Source organism: Ancylobacter mangrovi (assembly GCF_024752355.1).
Taxonomy (GTDB): Bacteria; Pseudomonadota; Alphaproteobacteria; order Rhizobiales; family Xanthobacteraceae; genus Ancylobacter; species Ancylobacter mangrovi.
Map to the genome: position 1 here is coordinate 124,662 of NZ_JANTHZ010000002.1, position 26,529 is coordinate 151,190.

Consider the following 26,529-nt stretch of genomic DNA (forward strand, 5'->3'; position numbering starts at 1 on the left):
AAGCCCGGCGCCTCGCGTCGCCGGGCCGTTCCGGGGTGTCGGGAAGGAGCCGAAAGAAGCTCGCCCGGCCCCGCCGATCAAGAACAACCAGGAGGAAACCGATGACGTCCGACGGCAAGGGAATTTCACGACGAACCGCCATGAAGGCCGCCGGCGCGGCGGGCGGCCTGTTCCTGATGGGCAAGGCCCCGGCGCTGGCGCAGGGCACGCAGGAACTCACCTTCCTCACCGGCGAGGACGGCAAGGACACGCAGGCGGTCTGGGCCAAGATGTTCAAGGAGTTCACCGACAAGAACAAGTCGGTGAGCGCCGTGGTGCCCGAATATCTCAACCCCGACGAGGCGCTGTCGCGCCTGTCGATCCTGCTCAACACCGGGCAGGCGCCCGATGTCGGCAAGTTCGACGACGTCGAGCTGACCGCCCTCGCCTATAACGGCATGCTCGAGCCGGTGACCGACATCGTCGAGGCGATCGGCGTGCCGGAAGGCGCGCGGCTGCGCTACAAGGGCGAGGACTATTTCGTCCCCTCCGACATCGGCATCCCGATGATGTTCTATCGGAAGGACTGGTTCGACAAGGCGGGCCTGCAGGCGCCCAAGGGCTGGGACGACTACCTGAAGGCGGCCGAGACCCTGACCGACAAGTCGCAGCGGCGGTATGGCGACCTGCTGGTGACCAATCCGAGCTCGGGCTACACTACCAATGTCGCGCTCAACCAGGCGTGGTCCAATGGCGGCCTGTTCTTCGACTGGATCGACGGCAAGTGGCAGGTCGTGGTCGACCAGCATAAGGACGAGCTGACCCAGACCATCGAGTGGTTCAAGAAGCGCACCGCCTTCTCGCCGGTCTCCGCCAACTACGCCTATGCGCAGGTGAACCAGGCGTTCGCGGCCGGCAACGTCGCCATGATCGAGTACCCGGGCGCGCGCACGCTGAACTACCTGCATTCCGACTTTCCCGATATCGAGAAGGTGACGGGCGTGGCGCCAGTACCGGCCAACAAGAAGCCGGCGGTGAAGCTCTCCAATGGCGGCCTGTGCATCTTCAAGAAGCAGGGGCGCGATCCCGCCGCCGCCAAGGCGCTGGTGCGCAGTATGGTAGAGAGCCCGCTCTATCTCGAATGGCTGTGGACCGTGCCGGGCCATCTGGTGCCGACCAACAAGGCGCTGTTCCTCGGCAAGTGGCGCGAGCACGAGTTCTTCAAGGCGCATCCGGACCTGCTGGCGACCATCGATGCGGCCTATCCGAGCGGCTACAGCGCCGTCACGGGGCCGGTCGCGACCAAGGGCCCGGACCTCAATCCGGCCGCCAGCAGCGTGTTCCGCGCCGGCGTCTATGCGAGCCTGATCGGCAGCCCGATCCTCGACGGCACGTCGGCCGAGCAGACCCTTGGCGCCATCGCCAAGTCGATGCAGACCGCGATGGACAAGCTGAAGACGTAACGGCATGGCTCTTCACAGCGCACGCGAGTCCTACCCCGGACAGAACACTCCCGGCCTGAGAGATCAGGCCGGCGGCCGGGGCAAGGCTCTCCGGAGCATCATCGGCACCGCTATCGTCGCGCCGTGGCTCCTTCCGGCCCTGCTGATCATCGGCCTGGTCCAGATCGGGCCGATGCTCTACGCGATCTGGCTCAGCCTCTACGAGAAGGACGCCTTCTCCTTCACCTGGGACTGGGTCGGGCTCGGCAATTATGAGACCCTGCTGCAGAGCGCCGAGTTCTGGTCGGCGGCGGGCTTCGGCGTGTGGTTCGCGGTGCTGTCGGTGGTGGTGCAGCTCGCCGTCGGCGTGCCGGTGGCGCTGCTGCTGCACCAGAACCTGCGCGGGCGTGGCCTGGCGCGCGGCATCGTGCTGCTGCCCTACATGGTGCCGACCGCCGCGATGGCGCTCGTCTTCGCGCTGATGATGAGCGACATCTACGGCGTGTTCGACCACATACTGGTCTCGCTCGGCCTCATCGACGAGCCGATACCCTTCCTCGGCTCGCATGCATGGGCGCTGCCGGCGACGCTGGTCGCCTCGACCTGGAAGTGGACGCCCTTCGTCGTCATCGTGATCCTCGCCCGGCTGCAGACGATCGAGGTCTCGCTCTACGAATGCGCCAAGGTCGAAGGCGCGAACGCGTTCCAGCGCTTTCGCGACGTCACCCTGCCCTCGCTGCGCAGCACGCTGCTGCTGATCGTGATGCTGCGCTGCATCTGGATGTTCAACAAGTTCGAGGTGCCCTACCTGCTGACCAAGGGCGGCCCCGGCAGCGAGACCACCAATCTTCCGATCTACGCCTACAAGGTGACCTTCCTGCAGAACCAGCAGGGGCTCGGCGCCGCACTCTGTGTCGTCATGTTCGCGATGCTGTTCATCTTCGCCAGCATCTACACGAGCATCGTGAAGCCGGAAAAAGAGATCGAGGTGGAGTGAGATGGCTACGACACGGTTCCTGTCGAAGGGATTGAACTATCTCGCCCTCGCCGCGGTGTGCCTCTTCTTCATGTTCCCGATGTACTGGATGCTGAAGGGCTCGCTGGAGACGGCGCCTGAGCTGCTGAGCGCGCATCTGCTGCCCGGCTCGATCTCGTCGGAAGCCTTCCGCGAGCTCATCGGCCAGGCCTCGTTCCGGCAGTACTTCTTCAACAGCGCCACGGTGGCGATCGCCTCCACCATCGTCTCGACGACCTGTGCGGTGCTGGCAGGCTACGGGCTCGCCCGCTTCAAGTTCCCGGGCAAGGCTGCGATGAGCCGGGGCGTGCTGTTCTGCTACATGTTCCCGTCGCTGGCGCTGTCGATCCCGCTGTTCAACATCTTCTACAGCATCCGGCTCGGCAACACGCTGTTCGGCCTGATGCTGACCCATGTCACCCTGTCGCTGCCGTTCGGCATCTGGCTGATGTGGCAGTACTTCCAGACCATTCCCTCGGCCTTCCGCGAGAACGCGGCCCTGCTGGGGGCCGGGCGGTTCCGCACCTTCCTGGAGGTCGAACTGCCGCTGGCGCGCTCCGGCCTGATCGCGGTCGCGATCTTCGCCTTCGCGCTGTCCTGGGAAGAATACGAATTCGCCTTCGTGCTGATCACCTCGGAAGCGTCCAAGACGCTGCCGATCGGCATGACGCAGTTCGTCACGCGCGACTACGTGGTGTGGAACATGATCATGGCGGCCGGCATCACCATGGCCGTCCCCGCCTTCCTGCTGATCTCGTTCCTGCAGAAATACCTGGTGGCCGGCTTCACCTCCGGCGGACTGAAGGGCTGACGACAGCTCCCATCCGCGCCCATGGCCGGCGCGGCAAGACAACAGAGAAACCGGGAGGCCGGGAGGAACATGGCGAACATCGTACTGAGCGGAATCTACAAGGAGTTCACCTCGGGCCGCGAGACGCACCTCGCGGTCGACGGGCTGAACCTCGACGTCGCCAACGGCGAGTTCATCAGCCTGGTCGGCCCGAGCGGCTGCGGCAAGAGCACCACGCTGCGGATGATCGCAGGGCTGGAGAGCCCGGACCGGGGGCGGATCTTCGTCGACGGGCGCGACGTCACCGCGGTGCCGCCCCAGTCGCGCGGCCTCTCCATGGTGTTCCAGAACTACGCGATCTTCCCGCACATGACCGTGCGCCAGAACATCGGCTACGGGCTGAAGATCGCCGGCATGGCGCGCGCCGACCAGGAGAAGCGGGTGCGCGAGGTGGCGCGCCTCGTCGACATCGAGAACCTGCTCGACCGCTACCCGCGGCAACTCTCCGGCGGCCAGCGCCAGCGCGTCGCCGTGGCGCGGGCCTTCGCGCGCAACCCGGACATCATCCTGCTCGACGAGCCGCTCAGCAATCTCGACGCCAAGCTGCGCGACCAGACCCGGGCGGAGCTGAAGCAGCTTCACCAGCGGGTCGGCCACACCATGATCTACGTGACCCACGACCAGCTCGAGGCGCTCACCCTGTCGGACCGCATCGCGATCATGAACAAGGGCGTACTGCAGCAGTTCGCGGCACCCTCGGTGGTGTTCCAGCAGCCGGCCAACCTGTTCGTCGCGACCTTCATCGGCTCGCCGACCATGAACATCATCCCCGCCACGCTGCTGCACGGCGAGGCGCACACCGCCGTGCACATCGAAGGCTGGTCGGCCAGCCTGCCGCGCGGGGGAAGCGAATGGCTCGGGCCGACCGACGTGAGCGCCGCGCTGGTCGGTATCCGACCGAAGGACATCACCGTCCATGACGGCCACGTCGAGGGGCGCCTGCCCGCCGTCGTCACGCTGATGGAGCCGACCGGATCGGACGCCATCCTGCATCTCGACGCCGACGGCAGGGCGCTGGTCGCGCAGGTCGCCGACCGGTTCGATTTCGAGCCCGGCGACAAGGTCTCGCTCGACCTGTCGCTCGACCACCTGCACCTGTTCGACGTCGACAGCGGGCTCGCCCTCTATCACGGCCGGGCGAAGTACGGAGCCAGGCCGGCGCGAGCGCATGCCGGCCCCACCATGGCGCAGGGAGCGGCGTGACGGCGATGAAGAAGTATGTTGTCGGGTCCACCAAGGACATTCCCGAGGGCAGCCGCACGCTCGTTCACGTGAAGGGCCGGCCGATCGCCATCTTCAACATCAAGGGCGAGTATTTCGGCCTGTTCGACCGCTGCCCGCATCTCGGCGGCAGCCTGTGCCGCGGCGCGCTGACCGGGCTGATCCAGTCCAAGATGCCGGGCGAGTACAGCTTCATCCGCGAGGGCGAGATCGTGCGCTGCCCCTGGCATGGCTGGGAGTTCGATATCCGCACCGGCAAGTCCTATTGCGACCCGGAGAAGATCCGCGCCCGCAACTTCCCGGTCAGCGTGGAGGACGGCCGCCACCTGATGGAAGGGCCCTATGTGGCCGAGACGGTGCCGGTGAAGGTCGAGGACGACTACGTCGTCGTCGAGCTATAGGCAGGGGCCGCGCCCCCGCGCGCCCGACCTGCGGGCCTCGCTTCAAGCCCTCCGCCGGATCCCGATCCGGCGGATTTTTTTGCATGAAACAGTCGAAGCCAGACGCGTCGCGCGGGAGCGGCAATGCCGCCCCGGGCGCAGGCTCACCCTGGCTCAGCCGCCCCTTCAGGCGCCCTTGTCGAGCCGCTGCCGGGCGAGCCGCGCGGCGAGCTGAAGCGCGCTGATCATGGCGGTAGCGTCCGCCGTGCCCTTGCCGGCGATGTCGTAGGCGGTGCCGTGGCCGGGCGTGGTGCGGATGACCGGCAGGCCATAGGCGACCGAGGCGAATTTCAGCCGCTTCAGCGGGATCGTCCCCTGGTCGTGATAGAGCGAGACCACGCCGTCATAGCGCCCCTCCTCGCCCTGCATGAACGAGACGTCCGCCGGCACGGGGCCGACAATGTCGTAGCCCCGGCCGACCGCCTCGCGGATGGCGGGCTCGATCTCGTCGATCTCCTCCTTGCCGAGCAGCCCGTTGTCGCCGGCATGCGGGTTCAGCGCCGAGACCGCGATCCGCGGCTTCTCGATGCCCCAGGCGTTCTTCAGCGCGTCGGAGAAGCGGATGGCGATGTCGAGCACATTCTCCTTCGTCACCTTGCCGACCGCCGCCGCCAGCGACATGTGGCTCGTCATCTGCGCCACGCGCAGCTTGCCGCCGACGAGGATCTTGAGCGGCTTCGGGCCCCTGGACAGGGCCTGGATGAATTCGGTCTGGCCGGGATAGTCGCGCCCGGCGAGCTGCAGGCCCTGCTTGTTGACCGGGCCGGAGACGATGGCGTCGACCTTGCCCTCGAGCGCGATGCGGACCGCGGTCTCGGTGTCCTCGGCCGCGGCGGTGCCGCCGGCCTTAGAGAGCTTGCCGATCTCCCACTCCGCGTCGTCGATATTGTGGGTGTCGAGCACCACGACGGCGTTGGAGTTGATGCCGTCGATCTCCGACGCGTCCTTGATGGCGACGACGTCCGGGCGCTTCGCCGGGTCCCAGGTCGAGAGCGTGCGCTCGACGACGCTCGCGGCGCCGACCAGGATCGGCCGGCACTCGGCGCGCACGCCCGCTTCAATCGCGCCCTTCAGCGCCACTTCAGGGCCGACGCCGGCCGGATCGCCGAGCGTGATCGCCACCACGGGCAGCCTGGATGGACTGGCCGGCATGTCTTCCTCCCGCATTCGCAGCCGGTTCAGCGAAGGCCCGACCACCGCGGCGGTCCGAAGCCGAGCTTGCCCGGATTCATGATGTTGTTGGGGTCCCACGCGTCCTTGAGCGAGGTGATCAGGTGCCAGGCCTCGCCATACTGGTCGCGCATGAAGCGCCCGAGCTTGAGGCCGATGCCGTGATGCTCGTTGATGACGCCGCCATATTTGAGCGAGACGGCGATTGCCGCGTCCCACAGCCGGTCGTGCAGCGCCACCGCCTCGTCCGGATCGTCCGGCGCCTCGTCGACGTAGAAGCGGTCGTAGATCATCCCGCCCCACGGGTACCAGTGCGAGAAATGCGCGGTGTAGCGGGCGCCGAGATGAGCGAAGCCTTCCTCGATAGCGCGCTTCTTGGCGAGATAGAGCTCCGGCAGCTTGTCGAAGGTCGTCACGCTGTCGGTGGTGCCGAAGATCTGCGGCGGCGCCGGGGCGTGGCCGGAAGCGAAGGGCTGGTATTTGTTCTCCCACCAGACCGAGGCCAGCTCGGGGCCCAGATCCTCGCCGCCGGCCGCGGTGCAGATCGCGGCCACCGCGTCGACCTCGACCTCGACGACGGGCGCGTTGCCCTCGCAGCAGATGACCATCACCGAGCCGGAGATGTCGCGGCCGATGACCTTGCCGAGCTTGCCCGCATCGGCGGGATCGTAGAGACGAATGACCGCGGGCTTCCACCGCTTGGTCATGATCTGGCGCGCAGCCTCGATGCCGGCAACGGCGGTGTCGAAGCGGAAGGTCACGAAGTCGCGGCGCTCGGGCAGGCGCTCGAGCTGGAACTTGAGCTCGGTGATCGCGCCGAGCGTGCCCTCGGAGCCGACCAGCACCTGCAGCAGGTCCGGCCCGGCGGCATGGTTGCGCACCGGCAGGGTCTCGACGATGCGGCCCGGCGGCATCACGGCCTTCACCTGCAGCACGAGGTCTTCCGCCTTGCCGTACTTGGTCGAGACCACGCCCGAGCCGCGCGCCGCCACATAGCCGCCCGCGGTGGCGCCGTGATGCATCGAGCCGGGATAGTGCGGCAGGGTGAGGCCGCGCTCGTTGAGCTTCTGCTCCAGCTCCCAGCCATTCATGCCGGCCTCGACGGACAGGATCAGGCTCTGCTCGTCGATGTCGAGGATGCGGTTCATGCGGCTGAGGTCGAGCGCGATGCCGCCATAGGGCGCCAGCGTGCCGCCCTGCGTGCCCGAGCCGCCGCCGCGCACGATCACCGGCACCCGGAAATGATCGGCGATGCGCACGACCTCGGCGACCTCGGCCGTCGACGCCGGCGAGACGGCGAGGTCGGCGCTGGGCAGGGGAAGGTCGCGGTACTTCAGATATTGCGAGAACCAGGACCAGTCGGCCGCCTGCGCCTGCAGAACCTTCGGGTCATCGCTGACATGCGCCGGCCCGACGGCGCGCTCCAGCTCGTGGGCGACCATCGAGCGGATATAGGCGGCACCGCCGCTGGCGGCCGCCGCCCCGGCGGACGGGCCGGCCGTGGCGGGCCTGTCCAGCACCTGGGCTGCGCTTTGGGTTCGCATCGTTCACCTGGCCCTTCTACCTGTCGGTCCGCCCGACGTGCCGCGCGGCAGGAAGGCTGCGGCGCGCATCAGCAGGTCGGTCAGACTCAGCCGCATATGTGCGATGTGCTCCTTGACCATCGACACGACGCTCTCGACGTCGCCGTCGCGCATGGCCCGGGCGATCCGCTCGTGCTCGGCGGAGCATTCCTGAAGCCGCTCCGGCCGCACCGAGGTCGCCCAGAAGCGATGGATCCGGCGGCGCGTCTTCACCGCCAGCGAGGTGATGAGCTCGTTGTCCGCGCCGGCCTCGATCAGCTTGTGGAACTCGCGGTCGGCGAGGCCCCAGCGCTCGATGTCCTGCGCCTGCGCCGCCGCCTTCATCTCGGCCGTGTAGCCGATCAGCGCGTCGAACGTCTCCGGCGGGCAGTGCTGGATCGCGCGGGTGACGATGTAGCAGTCCAGCACTTCGAGCAGGTCGCAGATCTCGTTCACGTCGCGCGGCGTCAGCCCGCGCACGACGTAGGAGCTGCCGCTCGGCTGCTCCAGCAGGCCCTCGAGCTCCAATTGGCGGAGCGCGGCGCGCACCGGCGTGCGGCTGACGCCCATCTCCTTGGCCAGCTTGTTCTCGGAAAGCGCCGTTCCCGGCGGGATTTCCAGAGCAATCAGGGATTGGGTCAGCCGCTCGTAGACGAGGTCGCTGCGGCGGGTTGCCTCCGAGGCACTGAACGCTTCTTCGCTCATCGTCGCTCCTTGGATGCCAACCTGTATACAGACCTGTGCGGCACCGTCAATCGATGATCCCGATCCGCGCCCAGAAAATGGAAAACCCGTGCGCCGGCGGGCGCGCCGGGCCTATCTGAGCGCGAAGGAAACGGTGAGGTCGTCGACGTCGCCCTCGTCCAGCCGCCGCACCTTGAGGTGCCGGGTGAGCAGCACGAGCTTCGCCGTCTCCTCGAGTTCCTCCGCCGCGAAGACCGCGTCCTCCAGCGACTTGCCCGACACCACCGGCCCGTGATTGGCGATCAGCATCGCGGCGTGGTCGCGGGCCTTGATCTCGAATTGCGGGCCGAGCGGGGCGCCGGGCTTCACATAGGGCAGCACCGGGACCTTGCCGACGCGCATCACCACATAGGGCGTGATCGGCGGGATCGCGTCGCGCGGGTCGACATCGGCGAGGCAGGACAGCGCGGTGGCGTAGGTCGAGTGCAGATGCACCACGGCGCGCGCCTTCGGCCGGCTGCGGTAGAAGCCCAGATGCAGCGGCAGTTCCTTGGTCGGCTTGTCGCCTGATACCGGATGGCCGGTCTCGTCGACCTTGGACAACCGTTCAGCCTGGAGGAAGCCGAGGCAGGAATTGGTCGGCGTCGTCAGGAAGCCGTCGTCGAGCCGCACCGAGATGTTGCCGGTCGAACCCGAGGTCAGGCCGCGCTGGAAGAGGGATGCGCCCCATTTGACGATGGCCGCCCTCAGCTCGTGTTCGTCCGTCATACCGCCTCCAAAGCGCGCAAGGCACGATCGTAGAAATCCCGTCCGCCGAAGTTGCCGCTCTTGAGCGCCAGATGCAGCGGCGTTCGGCCGTTGGCGACCAGCGCCGGGACCCCGGGGTCGATCTCGCCGCCGACGCGCAGCTGCGAGATGCCGAGCGCCGTCACCACCGCGCCCGCCGTCTCCCCGCCGCCGACCGCCAGGCGCGCGACGCCGAGCGCGGGCAGGCTCCGCGCGAGATCGGCGAAGAAGGCCTCGAAGGACTGCGCGACCGCCTCGCGCCCGTAGCGGGACTGCGCGGCGGCAACCTTGTCGGGATCGGCGGTCGAATAGATCAAGGGACTCCGGTCCAGATGCTCGCTCACGAAGGCCAGCGCATCGGCAACCGTGATCCGGCTGGAGATGAGCGCCTCGGCCTCGACGCGCAGCCCGGGATGGGCATGCAAATGAACGGCCACCTGCTCGCGCGTCGCCACCGAGCAGGAGCCCGAAAGCGCGACGCCCGGCCCGGTGGCGCGGGCCTGCTGCGGGGCGGCGGCGGCGAGGAGGCCCTGCCGGCGGAAATTCTCCGGCAGCCCCAGCGCGATGCCCGAGCCGCCGGTGACGAGCCGATGCCCGGCGATCGCGGCGCCGATCGCCATCAGGTCCTCGTCGCCCAGCGCGTCGACGACGACGAGGCGGTTGCCGGCGGCGGCCTGTGCGTCGAGCGCGGCGCGGATCGGCTCGCTGCCGCGCCGCACCACGTCGAACGGCACCAGCCCCACCTCGCCCCGCGTCTGGTGCCGCAGCCAGCGGCACAGGTCCGCATCGGTCATCGGCGTCAGCGGGTGGTTCTGCATGCCGGATTCGTTCAGCAGGCGGCCGCCGACGAACAGGTGGCCGGCGAAGATCATGCGCCCGGCGAGCGGGAAGGCCGGGCAGACGACCGCGACCGGCGCGTCGAGGGCGTCGAGCAGCGCCTCAGCCACCGGGCCGATATTGCCTTGCGGCGTCGAATCGAAGGTCGAGCAGTATTTGAACAGGATCTGCGTGCAGCCCTGGCCGCGCAGCCATTCCAGCGCGTCGAGCGACTGGCGCACCGCCTCCGCCGGGGCGATGGAGCGCGACTTGAGCGCCACCACGCCGGCCTCGCAGTCGAGCCGCCCGTCCCCTTCCGGGATGCCGACGAACTGGGTCGTGCGCATCCCGCCCTTGGCCAGCGTGTTGGCGAGGTCGCTGGCGCCGGTGAAATCGTCCGCTATGCAGCCGAGCAGCATGGTCGTCTCCCGTCAGGCCGGGCCCGTCGCGGCCGCGAGCTCGTCTTCGATGTGGACGCGCACGATCGCGTCGAAATCCGGTTCCGCCCGGAAGCCGAGTGCGAGGGCGGCCTTCGGGTCGAAGCGCTGCGGCCAGCCGAGCACGATCCGCGCGATGGTCTCGTCCGGCTGGCGCCGGATCAGGCGCACCGCCCTCTCGCCGCCGAAGCGGCGCAGCGCCTCGATCTCCTCGCCCACCGTCGCCGACACGCCGGGCATGGTGAGGCTGCGCCGCGCGCCGAGGCCGGAAAGGTCGATCCCGGCCGCGTGCTCGAGGAAGCCCACCGCCGCGCGGGGCGAGGCGAACCAGTGCCGCACCGATTCGGGAACCGGCAGCACCGCCTCCTCGCCGACCAGCGGCTCGCGCAGGATACTCGAAAAGAAGCCGGAAGCGGCCTTGTTCGGCTTGCCGGGGCGGATGCAGATCGTCGGCAGGCGAATGGCGATGCCGTCGATGAAGCCGCGCCGGCTGTAATCGGCCAGCAGCAGCTCGCCGATGGCCTTCTGGGTGCCATAGCTGGTGGAGGGCGTGGCAAAGAACTCGTCGGGTATCTCCTCCGGGAACGGCGCCCCGAACACGGCGAGCGAGGAGGAGAACACCAGCCGCGGGCAATAGGGCCCCTGCGCGCCGGCGCTGCGGATCGCCTCCAGCAGGTGGCGCGTACCGTCCAGATTGATCCGGTAGCCCTTCTCGAAATCCGCCTCGGCCTCGCCCGAGACGATCGCGGCGAGGTGGAAGATCACGTCCGGCCGCCCGGCGACAAGCTCGGCCGCATCGCCGAGCGAGGAGACGTCGGCGGTCAGGGTGCGGATGCCGGGCCCGCACTGGGACGGCTCGATCACGTCCGCCAGCGTCAGCAGGTCGATCGGCCGGCCGGCGACCTCGCCCCTCGCGACGAGCCGGGACGCAAGCTTGCGGCCCAGCATCCCGGCCGCGCCGATGATCATCACATGCATTGTCGTCGACCCCGCCGCACGGCCTCCGTCCACGCTCGCGGGGAATAGCGTCGAGCACGCGCCGGCGCGTGCTTTCCCACCATCCTGCTGTATGAACTCTGTGAGACTTTTGACATTTTCTGTGAAAATATGATTACACTTTGGCCGATTGTGTTACAAGAGGGATATCGTCGTCGAAGGAAGTGAAGCCGCGTTTCGGGACAGGACTGCATCCTCGGTGCTGCAGAACCCTCCCCCTTCCGGGCTCCGACTTCGGTGACGCGATCTCCGTCAAAACGATTCCCGGCAAAGAGCCGAAGGCCTCCGGGACAATCCGCGTCATCATAATACCTGGGGAGGATGTGAGTGATGCCTAGTTCGATATGGGCCCGTGTGCCCACTCGCGCGGCGACAATAACCCTGTACACGCTGTTCTGCAGTCTGCCGGCGATGGCCCAGCAGCAGGTGGTGCGCTTCCTGCACAACGAGACCGATCCGCCGAGCATCGAATTCTACAACAAGGCGATCGCCGAGTTCGAAAAGGAAAATCCGGGCATCGAGATCCAGATGGAGGCCGTGGGAACCGACGCGCGCCTGCAGAAGGTGATGGCGACGATCTCGGCCAAGACCATGCCGGAAGTGTTCAAGATCCTTCCGGAGGAAGTGCCCGAATTCGCCAAGCGCGGCTACATCATGAAGCTGGACGATTTCGTCGACCAGATCGGGCGCGACGACTTCGTCGCCGGCTCGATCGCCACGGTCGACGGCGCGGCCTACAGCGTGCCCTACACGATGGGCAATTTCAGCGTCCTGTTCTACCGTAAGGATCTGCTCGACGCGAAGGGCATCGCCGTCCCGAAGAACTGGGACGAGTTGAAGGCGGCGGCCAAGGCGCTCACCGGCAACGGGGTCTACGGCTTCGTCTTCCCCGCGGGCAAGAACCGCATGACCAGCATCTTCTTCAGCTCGCTGATGTGGTCCGCCGGCGGCACCTATTTCGACAAGGACCTGAACGTCACCTTCAACAACCCGGGCACCATCAAGGCGCTCCAGTTCATGAAGGACATGAAGGCCTACGCCCCGCCCGGCATCGCGTCGTACTCCTATAACGACATGATCAACTCCTACATGACCGGCACCGTGGCGCTCGACATCTACGCCTCGCGGCTGCCGGCCAACGCGGCGGCGAACACGCCGGACCTGTTCGCCAAGACCGAGGCGGCGCCGATGCCGATCGGGCCCGCCGGCCTCGCCGTGCATTACGTCAGCCCGGACAGCTTCGCGCTGACCACGCCGGCCGCCGGCTCCAAGAGCCCTGAGGCCGCGCAGAAGTTCCTGAAGTTCATCATCACCGGCGAACGGCTGAAGGACTTCTCGATGACCGCTTTCCCCCATCTCATCCCGCCGCTGAAGAGCGTGCAGGCCGAGCTGATCAAGGACGGCTCGGTGCAGCTCGACAACCGCACCGAGTTCGCCGAGCAGGCGTTCAACACCACCAACGCGCTCGACTTCGACATCGAGGCCGGGGCGACGTTCAAGGACGGCAAGGTGACGCTGTCGGGCGTGCGCAACCCCTATATCGGGCCGATCATCGCGCGCGACATTCCCGCCGTGGTGGTCCAGCGCGTGGTGCTGCAGGGCGAGGACCCCGCCGCGGCCGCGGCCTGGGGCGCCAAGCAGATGCAGCAGATCGTGGACGATCTGAAGAGCAACTGACCTCGATGCCGGCATCCGGGGCACCGCCCCGGCGCCCCGGGACCGTCCGCCAACCGGGCGGTCCCGTTCGGGCCTCGGTCGGGATGCGAGCCGTCCCGCCCCTCTCGGAAGATCTCTGGAGGTACGACGCTCATGGCGCTTGTTGAAGTAAAACAGATCACGAAGAAGTTCGGAGCCTACTCCGCCATCAGCAACGTCAGCCTGACGGCGCAGGACGGCAAATTCCTCATCCTGCTCGGCCCGTCCGGCTGCGGAAAGACCACGCTGCTGCGGATGATCGCGGGGCTGGAGCTGCCCACCTATGGCGACATCGTCATCGGCGGCAAGGTCGCCACGCGGCTTCATCCCAAGGACCGGAACATCGCCATGGTGTTCCAGAACTACGCGCTCTACCCCCACCTCACCATCTACGAGAACGTCGCCTTCCCGCTGCGGGTGCGGGGCTTTTCCGGCGACATCGACAAGAAGGTGAAATGGGCGACCTCGCTGGTCGGCATCGAACACCTGCTCGAGCGCAAGCCGCGCCAGATGTCGGGCGGCGAACGCCAGCGCACCGCCCTCGCGCGCTCGCTGGTGCGCGACCCTTCAGTGTTCCTGCTCGACGAGCCGCTCTCCAATCTCGACGCCAAGCTGCGCCATTCGGCGCGCGAGGAGCTGCGCCAGTTCCAGGAGCGCATCGGCGTGACCTCGATCTACGTGACGCACGACCAGGTCGAGGCGATGGGCCTCGGCGACCGCATCTGCGTCATGCAGGGCGGGGTGGTGCGCCAGCTGGGCACGCCCGAGGAAATCTACCTGAACCCTGCCGACACCTTCGTCGCCAGCTTCATCGGCTCGCCGCCGATGAACCTGATCTCCGACGAGGGGCGCACCATCGGATTCCGGCCGGAGATGTTCCTGCCGGAATCCGCGTTCGACCCGAGCGAGGCGCTCTACCGCACCGAGTTCACGGTGCAGCGCATCGAATATCTCGGCGGCGACCGGATCCTCTACGGCATGGTCGGCGCGAGCCTGCCCTCGAGCAAGGCCATCGCCCGCCTGCCGGCCACCATCGGCACGCTGCCGGAGGTCGGCACCACCGCGAAGTTCGCCATGCGCCTGTCCGACATCCGTTACTTCGACGGCGAAGGAAAGGCCGTGGAACAGTCCCGGCGTCACGAAGCACGGCTGGTGGTCAATGGCTGAACCCAACACCGACCTGCCGGGCGACCGGCTGCTCGCCTATCTCGCCCTGTCCCCCAGCATCGCCATCCTGATCCTGCTCGTCGCCGTGCCGATGGTCACGGTGTTCGCCATGAGCATGCAGCACATCAGCCTCGGCGAACTGAGCGGCCCCTTCGTCGGCCTGCGCAATTTCGAGCGCGTGCTGGCCGACCCCGCCTTCCTCAACGCGCTGGGCAACACCTTCGTCTGGGTGTTCGGCAGCGTCGCCATCGAGATGGCGCTCGGCCTCGGCATCGCGCTGCTGCTGAACATCGACTTCAGGATGCGCGGCATCGCCCGCGCGGTGATCCTGACGCCCTACCTGATCCCCACCGTCGTCGCCGTGCTGACCTGGCACTACATGTTCAACGACATCATCGGTGTGCTGAACTACCTGCTGATGGCCGTCGGGCTCATCAGCCAGCCGCTGCTGTGGCTCAACAGCACCTCGATGGCGATGTTCTCGGTGATCCTGGTCGGGGTCTGGAAGTTCTTCCCCTTCGTCGTCATCGCGCTGATGGGGATCCTGCAGGCGATCCCGCAGGAGCAGTACGAGGCCGCCGACATCGACGGGGCGAGCGCGCTGCAGAAGTTCTGGCGCATCACCCTGCCGCACATCATGCCGGTGTTCCTGCTGACCGCGCTGCTGCGGACGATCTGGACCTTCCACAAGTTCGACATCATCTACCTGATGACGGGCGGCGGGCCGATCGACGCCACCACCACGCTGCCGGTCCTCGTCTACCAGCAGGGCTTCGTCGACTTTGCGCTCGGGCGCGCGGCGGCGACGGCGATCATCACCTTCGCCATCCTCGGCGTGCTGCTCGCCGTCTATCTCCACCTGATGAAGCGCGCGGAGGCCCGCCAATGAGCACGACGGAGCTCTCCCTCGCCGGCTCCCAGCCGGGCGGCCTCGGCCGCTACAACCGGCAGGCGGCGGACCTGCACTATGTCACCTCGCGCGTGATGGTCTATCTGCTGGCCTTCACCGCGGTCAGCGTGATCGGCTTCCCGCTGTTCTGGATGGTGATCTGCTCGTTCAAGACCTCGACCGAGCTCTACCAGTTCCCGCCCGCCTTCCTGCCGCACGACTGGACGCTGACGAACTACCGGGACCTGTTCATCCAGACCAACTTCCCGATCTACTTCGTCAACAGCCTCGTCGTTGCCGGCGGGGCGACGCTGCTCTCGCTGGTCGTCGGCGGGCTCGGCGCCTACAGCCTCAGCCGGTTCAAGTTCGCCGGCATGCGCACAGTCTCGATGCTGACGCTGCTGTGCTACATGCTGCCGGAAGTGCTGCTGGTGATCCCGCTCTACCTGTTCGTGGTGGATCTCGGCATGGCGGACACGCTGATCTCGCTGATCATCGCCAACACCGCCTTCACCCTGCCGCTGACCATGTGGTTCATGCGCTCCTACTTCAACGCCATCCCGGCGAGCCTGGAGGAGAGCGCGATGATCGACGGCTGCTCGCGCTTCCAGGCGATGCGGAAGGTCACGCTGCCGCTCGCCCTGCCGGGCCTCGTCTCGGTCGGCGTGTTCAGCTTCAACCACGCCTGGAACGAGTTCCTGTTCGCGCTCGTCTTCACCTCGTCGGAAACCAAGAAGGTGCTGTCGCTCGGCCTCGCGACCTGGATCGGGCAGGACAACATCTATTCCTGGGGCATGCTGCTCGCCGGGGCGGTGCTCGTCACCATCCCGGTCGTGCTGTTCTATCTGCTGGTGCAGCGCCGGCTGGTGGTCGGCCTGTCGGAGGGCGGCGTGAAGGGCGAATGACGCCCCTGGGCCGCGAGGGCCTCACCGGGGCGCATGTGGGGGACGGGAGGGGCGGGCATCCTCGGGGTGCCCGCCCTTGCCTGCTACTTCACGTAGCCGGGCCCGTCGATGAGCGGGAAGCGGGCGATGCAGCTCTCGTCGACCTCCACCCCGAGGCCCGGCCCTTCGGGCGCCCGGGCCATGCCGTCCGCGAAGACGTAGGGGCTGCTGCAGAGCGTGTCGCGGAACGGGTTGACCTCCGCGACCTCGGCTTCGAAATAGCCCGGATTGTCGATCGCGCCGAGGAAATGCAGCGTCGCCGCCATGTTGAGGCTGGTGGCCGAGCAGTGCGGGTTGATCGACAGCTTCCACGCCGAGGCGAGGCCGGCGATGCGCAGCGCCTCGGTGATTCCGCCGGCCTTGGAGAGGTCGGGCTGGAGATAGGTCACCGCCCCGTCCTCGATCAGCCGCACGAACTCGAAGCGGGTGTAGTGGTTCTCGCCGGCCGCGAGCGGGGTCGAGCCGAAGCCCGCCGCGGTCCGGTAGCGGCGGTAGTCGTGCGGGGCGAAGGGTTCCTCCAGCCAGCCGACGCGGTTGGCGTCGAGGCACGGCATGATCGCGCGCACATGCTCGACCGTGGCGTTGGCATTGGCGTCGGTGAGGATGTCGACCTCCGGCCCGACGCGCTCGCGCACCGCCGTCACCCGCGCCATGTCGTTGGCCGGCGTGTCGCCGATGCGCAGCTTCATCGCCCGATAGCCCCGCGCCACCAGCGCCTGCGCCTCGTCGGCGAGGCTCTCCGGCGGCTGGTAGCCGAGCGCGATGCCGCCCGCATAGGCCTTGGCCGGACGCCGCGCGCCGCCGAGCAGGGCATGGAGCGGCAGGCCGAGCGCCTTGCCGCGTATGTCCCACAGCGCCATGTCGATGCCGCTCATGGCGATCGCGGCGGCCGCGCCCATGCCGTGGCTGGCGAGTTGCAGCAGATAGATGCGCTGCCAGATGCCGACGACGTCGTTCACGTCATGGCCGGTGACGAGCTCGCGCAGCGTGCTGTTGACGAGGTTGGCGATGGCGCCCGGCGCGCGCCCGTGATGGGCCTCCCCATAGCCGGTAAGCCCGTCGTCGGTGGTGACCTTCACCAGCACCGTGTCGCGCTTCACCGTGGTGCCGATGCCGAGCGTGACGCGGGCATTCTCGGGCAGGCGGGCCGACAGGGGAAAGGCCTCGATGGAACGGATATGCATAGGCGGCGTGTCCTCGAATTTGTTATTTTATGTGAATAGCGGCCTTCTGGAACGGAGGACGAGCGCGCCTTGATTCCGTTTCCTAACAGATCCGCACAAAAACCGTACATCCATTCTTGCGCGCGAGATAGAGCGGTCTATAGTAGCCGATCAATAATCCTCGGCCGTCCGGCAGTCCTGACGCTGCTGACACGGGCGCGGTAACAAGAATGCCGGATGCCGCTCGCGGTCCATCCGCGGAGGAGCGCAAGGGCTACAAGTCGATGGACGCTGGCATACATTCGATCGACTGCGACATTCACCCCTCGATTCCCGGCACCAAGGCACTAATGCCCTATCTGGAGGAGCATTGGCGCGATCATCTCTCGTTCCGCGGGATCGATGACGTCGAACTGACTTACAACGCCTACCGCAATCCGTTTTCCTGCCGGCCCGACTGGCGCCCGCCCTCCGGCAAGCCGGGCGGCGACCCGTCACAGGTGCTGGAACAGGCGCTCGACGCGTTCGGCGCCTCGATCGGCATCCTCAACCCGCTGTGGGGCGGTCCGGTGGTTTATGCGGACGACATGGCGTTCGCGCTCTGCCACGCGGCCAATGACTGGATCGCCGCGACCTGGCTCGATCGCGACCCGCGCCTGCGCGCCTCGATGCTGGTGCCGTTCGAGAGCCCGGAGCTGGCGGCCGAGGAGATCGAGCACCGGGCGCGGGACCCGCGCTTCGTGCAGGTGCTGCTGCTGGCGATGACCGAGGCGCCGCTCGGGCGCCGGCACTACTGGCCGATCTATCGCGCGGCGGCGCGTGCCGGCCTGCCGATCGCGATCCATGCCGGGACCGGGTACCGCAATCCGCCGACCGGCATCGGCTGGCCCTCCACCTATGTCGAGGACTACGCCGCGCAGACCGGCGGCTTCCAGACCCAGGTGCTGAGCCTGATGACCGAGGGGGTGCTGACCAAGTTCCCCGAGCTGAAGGTGGTGCTGGTGGAATCAGGCGTCGCCTGGCTGACCAGCTTCCTCTGGCGCCTGAACAAGACGTGGCGCGGCGTCCGCATCGAGGTGCCGTGGATCAAGGAGGCGCCGGCCGAGATCCTGCGGCGCAGCCTGCGCATGACGATCCAGCCGCTGAACGCGCCGAAGGGCGAGGAGCAGGTGCGGCGCATGCTCGACCATATCGGCGGCGACCACATGCTGCTGTTCTCCACCGACTATCCGCACTGGCATTTCGACGGCGGCGACGCGATGCCCCCCGGCCTGCCCGCCGCGCTGCACCGGAAGATCCGGCTCGACAATCCGCTCGAGACATATAGCCGGCTAACGGAGACGCTGCAATGAGCGATACCGCCAAACGTGAGGTCGCCGTCGCTTCCGCGCAGAAGCTCGGATTGTTCGATGCCGATATCCATCCGGTGCCGAAGAGCGGCACCGAGATCCGAAGCTATCTCGCGCCCGACTGGCACGGGCATTTCGACCATTACCGCGAGTTCCAGCGCAAGCCGTTCGCGAACGCCAATTCCTATCCGCGCGCGGTCCGGGCGCTGTCGCGGCGCGATTCGTGGCCGCCCGGCGGAGGCCTGCCGGGCTCGGACCTCGAGTTCATGCGCGAGCAGCATCTCGATCCCTACAACATCGAGTGCGGCGTGTTGCAGGTGCTCGATCCGGTCGGCAACAAGCTGCGCCATCCCGGCTTCGCCGCCGCCATGTGCTCGGCGATCAACGACTGGCAGGCGCTGGCCTGGGCCGAGCCGGAGCCCCGGCTGAAGGGCTCCATCATCGTGCCGCAGGAGGACACCCGCGCCGCGATCCGAGAGATCGAGCGGCTCGGCAGGTCTCCCCTGTTCCGGCAGATCATGATCAGCCCCCGCAGCGAGGAGCCGCTCGGGCGCCCGCGCTACTGGCCGATCTACGAGGCCGCCGAGGCGCTCGGCATCAGCGTCACGCTGCATGTCGGCGGCGAGAACGGCTTTCCGGTCACGCCGGCGGGCCACCCCTCCTTCTTCTTCGAGCAGCGGGAATCGCACGTCCCGGCGGCCGAGGCCGTGCTCACCAGCCTGATCCTCGAAGGGGTGATCGAGCGCTTCCCGCGGCTGCGGGTGATCACGGTCGAGGCCGGCGGCATCGGCTGGGTGCCGGCGCTCTCCTGGCGGCTCGACCATTGCTGGGAGCGCATGGGCGGCGAGATACCTCAGGTCCGCAAGCCGCCCTCCAGCTATCTGCGCAGCAATTTCTGGTTCTCCAGCCAGCCGATCGACGAGCCGGAAAAGCCTGAGCATCTGCGCGAGGTGTTCGATTGGGTGGGCTGGGACCGCATCCTGTTCGCCACCGACTACCCGCACTGGGATTTCGACGACCCGAAATATGCGGTGAAGTTCGCCATGACCCCGGCCGAGCAGCAGATGTTCTTCCGCGACAATGCGCGCACCGCGTTCGGGCTGCAGTGACGATGGCGCGTTTCGTGGTGGCGAAGGTCGGCGAGATTCCGCGCGGCGAGCAGAAGGTGGTCCGGGTGAAGGGCCGCGAGATCCTGCTGCTGAACGTCGACGACGAGTACGCCGCTCTGCTCAACCGCTGCCCGCACGAGGGGGCGAAGCTTTTGTGCGGCGCTCGGGTGGGGCTGCTCGAATCCGACGAGCCCGGCCGCTTCTCCTATACCCGCCAGGGCGAGTTCCTGCGCTGCCCGTGGCACGGCTGGGAGTTCGAGATCAGGACCGGTCAGTCCTGGTGCGATCCCAAGGACACCCGGATCAAGAACTACGACGTGAAGATCGAGCCGGGGGAGAGCCTGGCGAAGGGCCCCTATGTGGCCGAGAGCTTCCCGGTCCATGTCGAGGACAGCTACATCGTCATCTATCTCTGAGCGCTCCGCCCAGGGGGCGCGTGCTGTCAGAAAAAGCTGTCGTAGTGGATCTGGCCGCGCGGCACCGAGGCGCCGGTCTCCAGCAACTCGACCAGCGCCTCCACCATCGGCGCCGGGCCGCACAGATAATAGTCGAAGTTCGGCATGTCGGCGCTCGCCAGCACCTTCTGCACGATCTCGTGGATGAAGCCGCGATGCCCGGTCCAGTCGGCCGCGCCCGCGGCAGTCGGATCGGAGATCGCCACATGGCATTCGGCATGGGTGTGCAGGCGGCGGTTCTCCTGCCAGAAGGTCGTCGTGCACAGGTCGTCCGGGCCGCGCCCGCCATAGAAGACCGTGATCCTGCGGTGCTCCAGCAGTTCGTCGTCGGCCACCGCCGCGCGCGCGATCGAGATGATCGGCGACAGGCCGGAGCCGCCGGCGATGCAGATGATGTCGCGCCCGGTGTCGGTGCGCAGATAGGCGTTGCCATAGGGGCCGTCGAGCTCGACAGCCGCGCCCTCTTCCATCTCGAACAGCCGCCCGGTGCCCGCGCCGCCCGGCACGCGGCGCACCACGAACTCCCAGCGGCCGTCCTCATTGGCGAGATTGGACATGGAATAGGCGCGCCGCCCCGCGACGCCGGGCAGTTGCAGCAACGCGAACTGGCCGGGCAGGAAGCGGGCGGCGCCCTCGGCGGCGAAGGCGAACTCGGCCATACCCGGGGCCAGCATGCGGCGGGAGACGAGCCGCGCCGGCCGCCGCGCCGGCCGGATCGGTGGCGCCAGTGCCGGGTCGGGGCGCAGCTTGATGGTGCAGTCGCCGAGCGGACGCGACTGGCAGGCCAGCCGGCGCCCGCGCTCGCGGGCCCTCGGCGACAGGCCCTTGGCCTCCAGCCAGATGTCCTCGACGGCGCCGCCGGCGAGGTCGAAATAGCACTTGCCGCAGCCGCCCGAGAGGCATTCATGCGGCAGGCCGATGCCCGCGCGCAGCCCGCCGCTGAGAATGGTGTCGTCCTTGCCGCAGGGAAAGGCCAGCGGCCCGCCGGCTATGGTGACGGTGTGGATGCCGGCCTTGATGTCAGTGCCCATGAGCCCGTCCCGAACCGGCGGTCAGCGCGGCATCGCCACGTAGATCTCGCCGTCCTCGAGCCGCACCTCGTAGGTCTGCAGATCCTTGGTGACCGGCGCGCAGACACCCTTGCCGGTCTTCACGTTGAACGCGCCGCCATGCAGCGGGCACTCGATGGTCTCGCCGTCGAGCCAGCCGTCGGACAGGTAAGCGAGGGCATGGGTGCAGATATTGTCGGTCGCGAACACGCCGCCCTCGTCCTCGAGCCGGTAGAGGGCGATCGACTTGTCGCCGATGGCGACGCCCAGGATCGCTCCCTCGCCGAGCTCGGCCAGCGAGGCGGCCCGAACCCAGGTCACATTTTCGGTGGTCGTCACGTTCTGCCCGCTCGTCTGTTGGAGGAGCCGCCGAGGGCTCTCGCGTTGATCCCTGGCGCGCCGGTCCCGGAAGGGATTTCAGGTGGCGCGCCGCGCCGCTTTCCACGCCGCGAAGACGATGCGCCCTTGTAACATAGACCGGAGCCATGTAAACATAAAATCACAGAATCCGATCAAATCGTAACGGAGAATACGGCCGCGATGACCCCGAAAATGAACTCCGTCGGCGTCATCGGATTGGGATCGATGGGTTACGGCGTCGCGACCTCCTGCATCGCAGCGGGGCTCGAGACCTACGGCTCGGACATCCGGCCGGAGGTATGCGCCAGGCTGATCGCCGAGGGCGCGGCGGATGCCTCGACCTCGCCGGCGGCCTTCGCCGGCCGGCTCGACGCGGTCATCCTGCTCGTGGTCTCCGCGGCGCAGTGCGAGGAGGCGCTGTTCGGCGAGGACGGCCTCGCGCCGAAGCTTCGCCCCGGCGTGCCGGTGGTAATCTCCGCCACCATCGCGCCGGCCGATTCACGCCGGCTCGGCGCGCGGCTCGCCGGGATGGGCCTGCCCATGCTGGACGCGCCGGTGTCCGGCGGCTCGATCAAGGCCGGCAAGGGGCAGCTCACGGTGATGGCGGCGGGCGCGCCGGAGACCTTCGACGCCGTCGCGCCGCTGCTCGATGCCATGGCCGAGAAGGTGTACCGCACCGGCACGCAGATCGGCGACGGGGCGATGGTGAAGACCGTGCACCAGCTCCTCGCCGGCGTGCACATCGCCGTCGCCGCCGAGGCGATGGCGCTCGCCGCGCGGGCCGGCATTCCGCTCGAGCTGATGTACGATGTCGTCACCCATTCCGCCGGCAATTCCTGGATGTTCGCCGACCGGATGCAGCACGTGCTCGACGGGGACTACACGCCGCGCTCGGCGGTCGATATCTTCGTCAAGGATCTCGGCCTGGTGAACGCGACCGGCGACAGCCTTTCCTTCCCTCTGCCGCTCGCGCGGAAGGCCTACGAGCTGTTCGCCAAGGCGAGCGAGCAGGGCTTCGGCAAGCTGGATGACAGTGCTGTTATAATGAATTATGTCGGTTCCGAGCTCCCGGGCACCCGGGACAACTGAAGAACGGCGAGGCACATGGCGAAACTGGCGAGTGCTTCGGCGTCGGCGCGGTTGAAGGCCAGCCGCGACGGGCAGCCGATGATCCCGGCGGAACGGCAGCACTTCATCATCGACCGGCTGGACGAGATGGGCGTGCTCAGCATCGCCGCTCTGAGCGAGGTGCTCGGCGTGTCGCAGATGACGGTCCGCCGCGACATCGAACAGCTCGAGCGGGCCGGGCGCGTAATGTCCGTCACCGGCGGGGTTCAGCTTCCCGAGCGCATCCTCTCCGAGCCCTCGCACACCATAAAGGGGCAGATGCACCGCGCCGAGAAGGTGGCGATCGGCCGGCTCGCCGCCTCCATGGTGAAGAGCAATGACGTGATCTATCTCGACGCCGGCACCACCACGCTTGAGATCGCCAAGCGGCTGCTCAACCTGCCCGACATCACCGTCGTCACCAACGACTTCACCATCTGCAGCACGCTGGCCGCGGCCGCGCACTGCCAGCTCTGCCACACCGGCGGGCGCGTGGACCGCGAGAACCAGTCCTGCATCGGCAACCGCGCCGCCGACATGGTGAAGCAGTTCAATTTCGACATCGCCTTCATCTCGACCTCCTCATGGGGCATGCGCGGCATTTCCACGCCGTCCGAAGACAAGATCGCGGTGAAGACATCGGCGGTCGAATGCGCCGTGCGCAGTGTGCTGGTGACGGATTCGAGCAAGTACGGAAAGCTCGCCGCCTATCACTCGCTGCCGCTGCGCGCCTTCACCACCATCATCTCCGATTCCGGGCTGGCCGAAACCGTGTGCCAGGGCATCCGCGAACAGGGTATCGAATTGCTGGTCGCCTGAGGGCGGACGAGCCAGGCCCGCCCTCTCCAGCACCGGGGCGCGTCGCGCCGGCTATCAGCCGGCCCGCGCGGCTTGTCCCGCGGCCTGCTCCATCGCCGTCGGCAGGGCGCCGCGCAGGAAGTCGCGCAGTTCGCCCGAGGGCCAGCTCCGCCCTTCGATCGCGTCGAAGGAAGGCGCGCGCCATTGCGGCGTCCCGCCCTCCGCGCTCACGCGCGACATGGCGGCGATCACGGTGCGGGTGAAGTCGCTCGTCGACACGCCGGCGCCGTTGGCGGCGAGGTCCGAGGTCAGGGCGCTGCCCTCGCGCAGCACCAGCGCCAGCGCCCGCTCGATCCGCCGCGCGGCGGCGAACCGGCCGACATGGTCGAGCAGCAGCACCGCCGCGCGCAGCAGCGCGGTGGGATTGGCGAGGTTGCGGCCGGCGATGTCCGGCGCGGTGCCGTGCACCGCCTCGAACAGCGCGACCTCGCGGCCGAGATTGATCGAGGCGCAGACCCCGAGCCCGCCGACGAGGCCGGCGGTGAGGTCGCTCAGGATGTCGCCGTAGAGATTGCTGGTGACGATGACGTCGAAGCTTTCCGGCCGGGTCACGAGGCGGCAGGCGGCCGCGTCGACCAGGATCCGGTCGGCCTCGATGCCCTTCCAGCGCGCCGCTTCCTCGTCGAAGATGCGGTCGAAGCCGCCATCGGTCACCTTGAGGATGTTCGACTTCGAGATGCCGGTGACGCGGCGCCGTCCCAGCGCCTGCGCGACCGCGAACGCGGCCTGGCAGATCCGGCGCGTATTGGTCTGCGAGTTCGCCTTCAGCGCCACCGAGACGCCCCGGTCGAGCCCGTATTCGAGGCCGAGATAGAGATCCTCGAGGTTCTCGCGGATCAGGACGAGGTCGACGCCCGGGAAACGGGCATGCCCCTCGAGGCCGGGCAGTACCGCGGCCGGGCGGATGGCGGCGAAGGTCTCGAAGGTCTCGCGCAGCCGGACATTGGCGCTGCGCTCGCCGCCGCCCAGCGGCGTCGCCAGCGGCGCCTTGAGCGCGACCCCGCAGCGGCGGATGGTGTCGATCGTCGCCGCCGGCAGGCCGGTCGGGTCGCCGCCTCGAAACACGCGCTCGCCCGCCGCGCACGGAATCCATTCGATGCCGGCGCCGGCCGCGTCGACGATCTCGGTGACGGCGGCGCTGATCTCGGGACCGATGCCGTCCCCGGGGAGGAGTGCGACCGGGATCGCGTCGGTGCTGTTCGATGTCATCGGATGGGCCTTTGTCATTGTTCGGCGAAAGCGGTGAGGCCGAAGAGGCGGGCAGGGTTGGTCGTGAGGATCGCGCGGCGCGCGCCGGCGTCGGGCACCCAGCGGGCGAGCCAGTCGAGCGTGTCGGTGTAGCGGTAGCGGCCCTCGAACTGGGTCCATGGCCAGTCGCTGCCCCAGACCACGCGGCCGGGGCCGACGGTGGCGACGAGCGCACCGGCGCATCCGGCGGCGGCGCCGTCGGCGAAGCGGTAGGGACCGGAGAACTTGAACCAGAGGTTCTCCGTCTCCGCCGCCGCGGCGAGCAGCGCCTCGAAGCCGCCGCTCGCGTCGCCGGCGGGCGTGCGGCCGAAATGGTCCACCAGCACCGGTCCGGGAAGCTGCGGCAGGCACGGCGCGATCGATCGCCACTGCGCCCCCTCCGCCTGGATCTCGATCACGAGGCCGGCGGCGGCCAGGCGCTCGGCCATCTCGCGGTGGACGCCGCGGCTGAAATCGGGCGCCGGCCCGCCGATGCAGTTGAGCCGGATGCCGACGATGCCGGCCCTGCGTAGCGTGGCGAGGTCCTCCGCGCCCATGCCGGGATCGATCACCGCCACGCCGGCGAAGGCGCCGCGCGAGCGCAGCACCTGCTCGATCACGTAGCTGTTATCCGTGCCGAGAAAGCTCGGCTGGACCAGGATCGCGCGGGCGATGCCGGCCGGCCGCATCACGCCGAGCAGGTCCGCCGCGGTCGCGTCGTAATCGGGCTGGTAGCGCCGCTGTGCGGCGAGCGGGAGGCTGCGCTCGAACACATGGACATGGGTGTCGACCGTGGCCGGCATGTCTGCCGCAAGCCGGAAGCCGCCCTGGAAAGCCGATGCTGCATCCCGACTCATTCTCGACAAACCACCTTGATTGACTCCAATAGAGTTATATAAGACTAGAGCTATAAGCAGGACATCAAGGTCTTGCAAGCGCCAGGAGGAGACGGACGTGGCGATGAGCGAAGCGAGGGCCCAAGAGGCCGACACGCCGGCGATCGTCATCGACAAGGTGACCAAGCACTACGGCCCGCACCGCGCGCTCGACGACGTGGAGCTGAGCGTCGCCAAGGGCGAGGTCGTGGTCATCATCGGCCCGTCGGGCTCGGGCAAGTCGACGCTGTGCCGGACCATCAACCGGCTGGAGACGGTCGACAGCGGCCGCATCCTCGTCAATGGCCAGCCCCTGCCGGCCGAGGGGCGCGAGCTCGCCCAGCTTCGCGCCAGCGTCGGCATGGTGTTCCAGTCGTTCAACCTGTTCGCCCACCGCACCGTGCTCGAGAACGTCACGCTCGGCCCGATGCGTGTGCGCGGCCTGAGCGCGAAGGCCGCCCGCCGGCGCGCGCTCGAACTGCTCGAGCGCGTCGGCGTGCACGAGCATGCGTACAAGATGCCGGCCCAGCTCTCGGGCGGGCAGCAGCAGCGGGTGGCGATCGCCCGCGCGCTCGCCATGGACCCCGAGGTGATGCTGTTCGACGAGCCGACCTCGGCGCTCGACCCGGAAATGGTCAGCGACGTGCTCGACGTCATGCGCGCCCTCGCCGAGGGCGGCATGACCATGGTGGTCGTGACCCACGAGATGGGCTTCGCCCGCTCGGCGGCGGACCGGGTCGTGTTCATGGATGGCGGGCGCATCGTCGAGCAGGCCGAGCCCGAAGCCTTCTTCGCCGCGCCGAAGAGCGAACGGGCGCGGGACTTCCTCGCCAAGGTTCTCCAGCACTGACCCCCGTCGCGAGCGACGGCTCTCCACCACAACA

Annotated in this window: 26 protein-coding genes; 15 read left to right on the forward strand and 11 right to left on the reverse strand. The window is 68.0% G+C overall.

Annotated elements, in window-relative coordinates:
* The first annotated feature begins 140 nt into the window (after positions 1–140).
* The 5 genes from NVS89_RS05920 (at position 141) to NVS89_RS05940 (ending at position 4,908) form a co-directional block, all read left to right on the forward strand.
* A complete protein-coding gene (locus NVS89_RS05920) occupies positions 141–1,442 on the forward strand; it encodes an ABC transporter substrate-binding protein (RefSeq protein ID WP_258731653.1) in 1,302 nt (433 codons plus the stop codon).
* A 4-nt stretch (positions 1,443–1,446) separates the two neighbouring features.
* The gene (locus NVS89_RS05925; RefSeq protein WP_258731654.1) at positions 1,447–2,418 is read left to right on the forward strand and encodes a carbohydrate ABC transporter permease; all 972 of its coding nucleotides are present in this window, start codon (positions 1,447–1,449) and stop codon (positions 2,416–2,418) included.
* A gap of 1 nt (position 2,419) precedes the next feature.
* Positions 2,420–3,247 carry a carbohydrate ABC transporter permease gene (locus tag NVS89_RS05930; RefSeq protein ID WP_258731655.1) on the forward strand — a complete coding sequence of 276 codons (828 nt, stop codon included), beginning with the start codon at positions 2,420–2,422 and terminating at the stop codon, positions 3,245–3,247.
* Between the two features lie 69 nt (positions 3,248–3,316).
* Positions 3,317–4,489 (forward strand): ABC transporter ATP-binding protein, encoded by a 1,173-nt coding sequence (locus NVS89_RS05935; protein ID WP_258731656.1) that lies wholly within the window; start codon positions 3,317–3,319, stop codon positions 4,487–4,489.
* 5 nt (positions 4,490–4,494) lie between these two features.
* Positions 4,495–4,908 carry a Rieske (2Fe-2S) protein gene (locus tag NVS89_RS05940; protein WP_258731657.1) on the forward strand — a complete coding sequence of 138 codons (414 nt, stop codon included), beginning with the start codon at positions 4,495–4,497 and terminating at the stop codon, positions 4,906–4,908.
* Between the two features lie 165 nt (positions 4,909–5,073).
* Here the strand turns inward: NVS89_RS05940 and pdxA are convergent, their stop codons facing one another.
* The 6 genes from pdxA to denD form a co-directional block, all read right to left on the reverse strand.
* On the reverse strand, positions 5,074–6,099 hold the full coding sequence (pdxA, locus tag NVS89_RS05945) for a 4-hydroxythreonine-4-phosphate dehydrogenase PdxA (RefSeq protein WP_258731658.1): 1,026 nt from the start codon (positions 6,097–6,099) through the stop codon (positions 5,074–5,076).
* Positions 6,100–6,125: 26 nt separating this feature from the next.
* On the reverse strand, positions 6,126–7,661 hold the full coding sequence (locus NVS89_RS05950; RefSeq protein WP_258731659.1) for an FAD-binding oxidoreductase: 1,536 nt from the start codon (positions 7,659–7,661) through the stop codon (positions 6,126–6,128).
* A gap of 3 nt (positions 7,662–7,664) precedes the next feature.
* Complete coding sequence (locus NVS89_RS05955; RefSeq protein ID WP_258731660.1) at positions 7,665–8,384, reverse strand: GntR family transcriptional regulator; 720 nt, start codon at positions 8,382–8,384, stop codon at positions 7,665–7,667.
* 111 nt (positions 8,385–8,495) lie between these two features.
* Positions 8,496–9,131 (reverse strand): 3-oxo-tetronate 4-phosphate decarboxylase, encoded by a 636-nt coding sequence (gene otnC, locus NVS89_RS05960; protein ID WP_258731661.1) that lies wholly within the window; start codon positions 9,129–9,131, stop codon positions 8,496–8,498.
* Complete coding sequence (gene otnK, locus NVS89_RS05965; RefSeq protein ID WP_258731662.1) at positions 9,128–10,384, reverse strand: 3-oxo-tetronate kinase; 1,257 nt, start codon at positions 10,382–10,384, stop codon at positions 9,128–9,130. Before otnK ends, otnC begins: the two co-directional genes overlap by 4 nt.
* A gap of 12 nt (positions 10,385–10,396) precedes the next feature.
* Positions 10,397–11,380 (reverse strand): D-erythronate dehydrogenase, encoded by a 984-nt coding sequence (denD, locus tag NVS89_RS05970; RefSeq protein ID WP_258731663.1) that lies wholly within the window; start codon positions 11,378–11,380, stop codon positions 10,397–10,399.
* Between the two features lie 429 nt (positions 11,381–11,809).
* On the opposite strand from denD, the gene NVS89_RS05975 reads away from it, so the two are divergent.
* The 4 genes from NVS89_RS05975 to NVS89_RS05990 all read left to right on the forward strand — a co-directional run bounded on the left by NVS89_RS05975 (position 11,810) and on the right by NVS89_RS05990 (position 16,054).
* The gene (locus NVS89_RS05975) at positions 11,810–13,075 is read left to right on the forward strand and encodes an ABC transporter substrate-binding protein (protein ID WP_258731664.1); all 1,266 of its coding nucleotides are present in this window, start codon (positions 11,810–11,812) and stop codon (positions 13,073–13,075) included.
* Positions 13,076–13,207: 132 nt separating this feature from the next.
* Positions 13,208–14,260 carry an ABC transporter ATP-binding protein gene (locus NVS89_RS05980; protein ID WP_258731665.1) on the forward strand — a complete coding sequence of 351 codons (1,053 nt, stop codon included), beginning with the start codon at positions 13,208–13,210 and terminating at the stop codon, positions 14,258–14,260.
* Positions 14,253–15,149 carry a carbohydrate ABC transporter permease gene (locus tag NVS89_RS05985; RefSeq protein ID WP_258731666.1) on the forward strand — a complete coding sequence of 299 codons (897 nt, stop codon included), beginning with the start codon at positions 14,253–14,255 and terminating at the stop codon, positions 15,147–15,149. Before NVS89_RS05980 ends, NVS89_RS05985 begins: the two co-directional genes overlap by 8 nt.
* Positions 15,146–16,054 carry a carbohydrate ABC transporter permease gene (locus tag NVS89_RS05990; protein ID WP_258731667.1) on the forward strand — a complete coding sequence of 303 codons (909 nt, stop codon included), beginning with the start codon at positions 15,146–15,148 and terminating at the stop codon, positions 16,052–16,054. Before NVS89_RS05985 ends, NVS89_RS05990 begins: the two co-directional genes overlap by 4 nt.
* Before the next feature lie 83 nt (positions 16,055–16,137).
* Here the strand turns inward: NVS89_RS05990 and NVS89_RS05995 are convergent, their stop codons facing one another.
* Positions 16,138–17,277 (reverse strand): mandelate racemase/muconate lactonizing enzyme family protein, encoded by a 1,140-nt coding sequence (locus tag NVS89_RS05995; protein WP_258731669.1) that lies wholly within the window; start codon positions 17,275–17,277, stop codon positions 16,138–16,140.
* Positions 17,278–17,540: 263 nt separating this feature from the next.
* Between NVS89_RS05995 and NVS89_RS06000 the strand changes: the two genes are divergently transcribed.
* The 3 genes from NVS89_RS06000 to NVS89_RS06010 are packed head-to-tail and all read left to right on the forward strand — an operon-like array spanning position 17,541 to position 20,130.
* Complete coding sequence (locus NVS89_RS06000) at positions 17,541–18,608, forward strand: amidohydrolase family protein (protein ID WP_374114546.1); 1,068 nt, start codon at positions 17,541–17,543, stop codon at positions 18,606–18,608.
* Entirely contained in the window at positions 18,605–19,714 is a 1,110-nt protein-coding gene (locus tag NVS89_RS06005) for an amidohydrolase family protein (RefSeq protein ID WP_258731671.1), read from the forward strand. The genes NVS89_RS06000 and NVS89_RS06005 overlap by 4 nt, the downstream gene beginning before the upstream one ends.
* A 2-nt stretch (positions 19,715–19,716) precedes the next feature.
* A complete protein-coding gene (locus NVS89_RS06010) occupies positions 19,717–20,130 on the forward strand; it encodes a Rieske (2Fe-2S) protein (RefSeq protein WP_258731672.1) in 414 nt (137 codons plus the stop codon).
* Between the two features lie 26 nt (positions 20,131–20,156).
* On the opposite strand, the gene NVS89_RS06015 is transcribed toward NVS89_RS06010, so the two are convergent.
* Entirely contained in the window at positions 20,157–21,200 is a 1,044-nt protein-coding gene (locus NVS89_RS06015; RefSeq protein WP_258731673.1) for a 2Fe-2S iron-sulfur cluster-binding protein, read from the reverse strand.
* A 21-nt stretch (positions 21,201–21,221) separates the two neighbouring features.
* A complete protein-coding gene (locus NVS89_RS06020; RefSeq protein WP_258731674.1) occupies positions 21,222–21,557 on the reverse strand; it encodes a non-heme iron oxygenase ferredoxin subunit in 336 nt (111 codons plus the stop codon).
* Positions 21,558–21,758: 201 nt separating this feature from the next.
* Here NVS89_RS06020 and ltnD point away from each other — a divergent pair, with 201 nt between their 5' ends.
* Together ltnD and NVS89_RS06030 are read left to right on the forward strand one after the other, a co-directional pair.
* Positions 21,759–22,667 (forward strand): L-threonate dehydrogenase, encoded by a 909-nt coding sequence (gene ltnD / locus NVS89_RS06025; protein WP_258731675.1) that lies wholly within the window; start codon positions 21,759–21,761, stop codon positions 22,665–22,667.
* A 78-nt stretch (positions 22,668–22,745) separates the two neighbouring features.
* The gene (locus tag NVS89_RS06030; RefSeq protein WP_309486182.1) at positions 22,746–23,504 is read left to right on the forward strand and encodes a DeoR/GlpR family DNA-binding transcription regulator; all 759 of its coding nucleotides are present in this window, start codon (positions 22,746–22,748) and stop codon (positions 23,502–23,504) included.
* A 54-nt stretch (positions 23,505–23,558) separates the two neighbouring features.
* Here NVS89_RS06030 and NVS89_RS06035 read toward each other — a convergent pair whose 3' ends face one another.
* Positions 23,559–24,752, reverse strand: a complete 1,194-nt coding sequence (locus NVS89_RS06035; protein WP_258731677.1) for an isocitrate/isopropylmalate family dehydrogenase — start codon at positions 24,750–24,752, stop codon at positions 23,559–23,561.
* 14 nt (positions 24,753–24,766) lie between these two features.
* Positions 24,767–25,573 (reverse strand): amidohydrolase family protein, encoded by an 807-nt coding sequence (locus NVS89_RS06040; protein WP_258731679.1) that lies wholly within the window; start codon positions 25,571–25,573, stop codon positions 24,767–24,769.
* A 157-nt stretch (positions 25,574–25,730) separates the two neighbouring features.
* Between NVS89_RS06040 and NVS89_RS06045 the strand changes: the two genes are divergently transcribed.
* Positions 25,731–26,495, forward strand: a complete 765-nt coding sequence (locus NVS89_RS06045; RefSeq protein ID WP_258731680.1) for an amino acid ABC transporter ATP-binding protein — start codon at positions 25,731–25,733, stop codon at positions 26,493–26,495.
* The last annotated feature ends 34 nt before the right edge of the window (positions 26,496–26,529 follow it).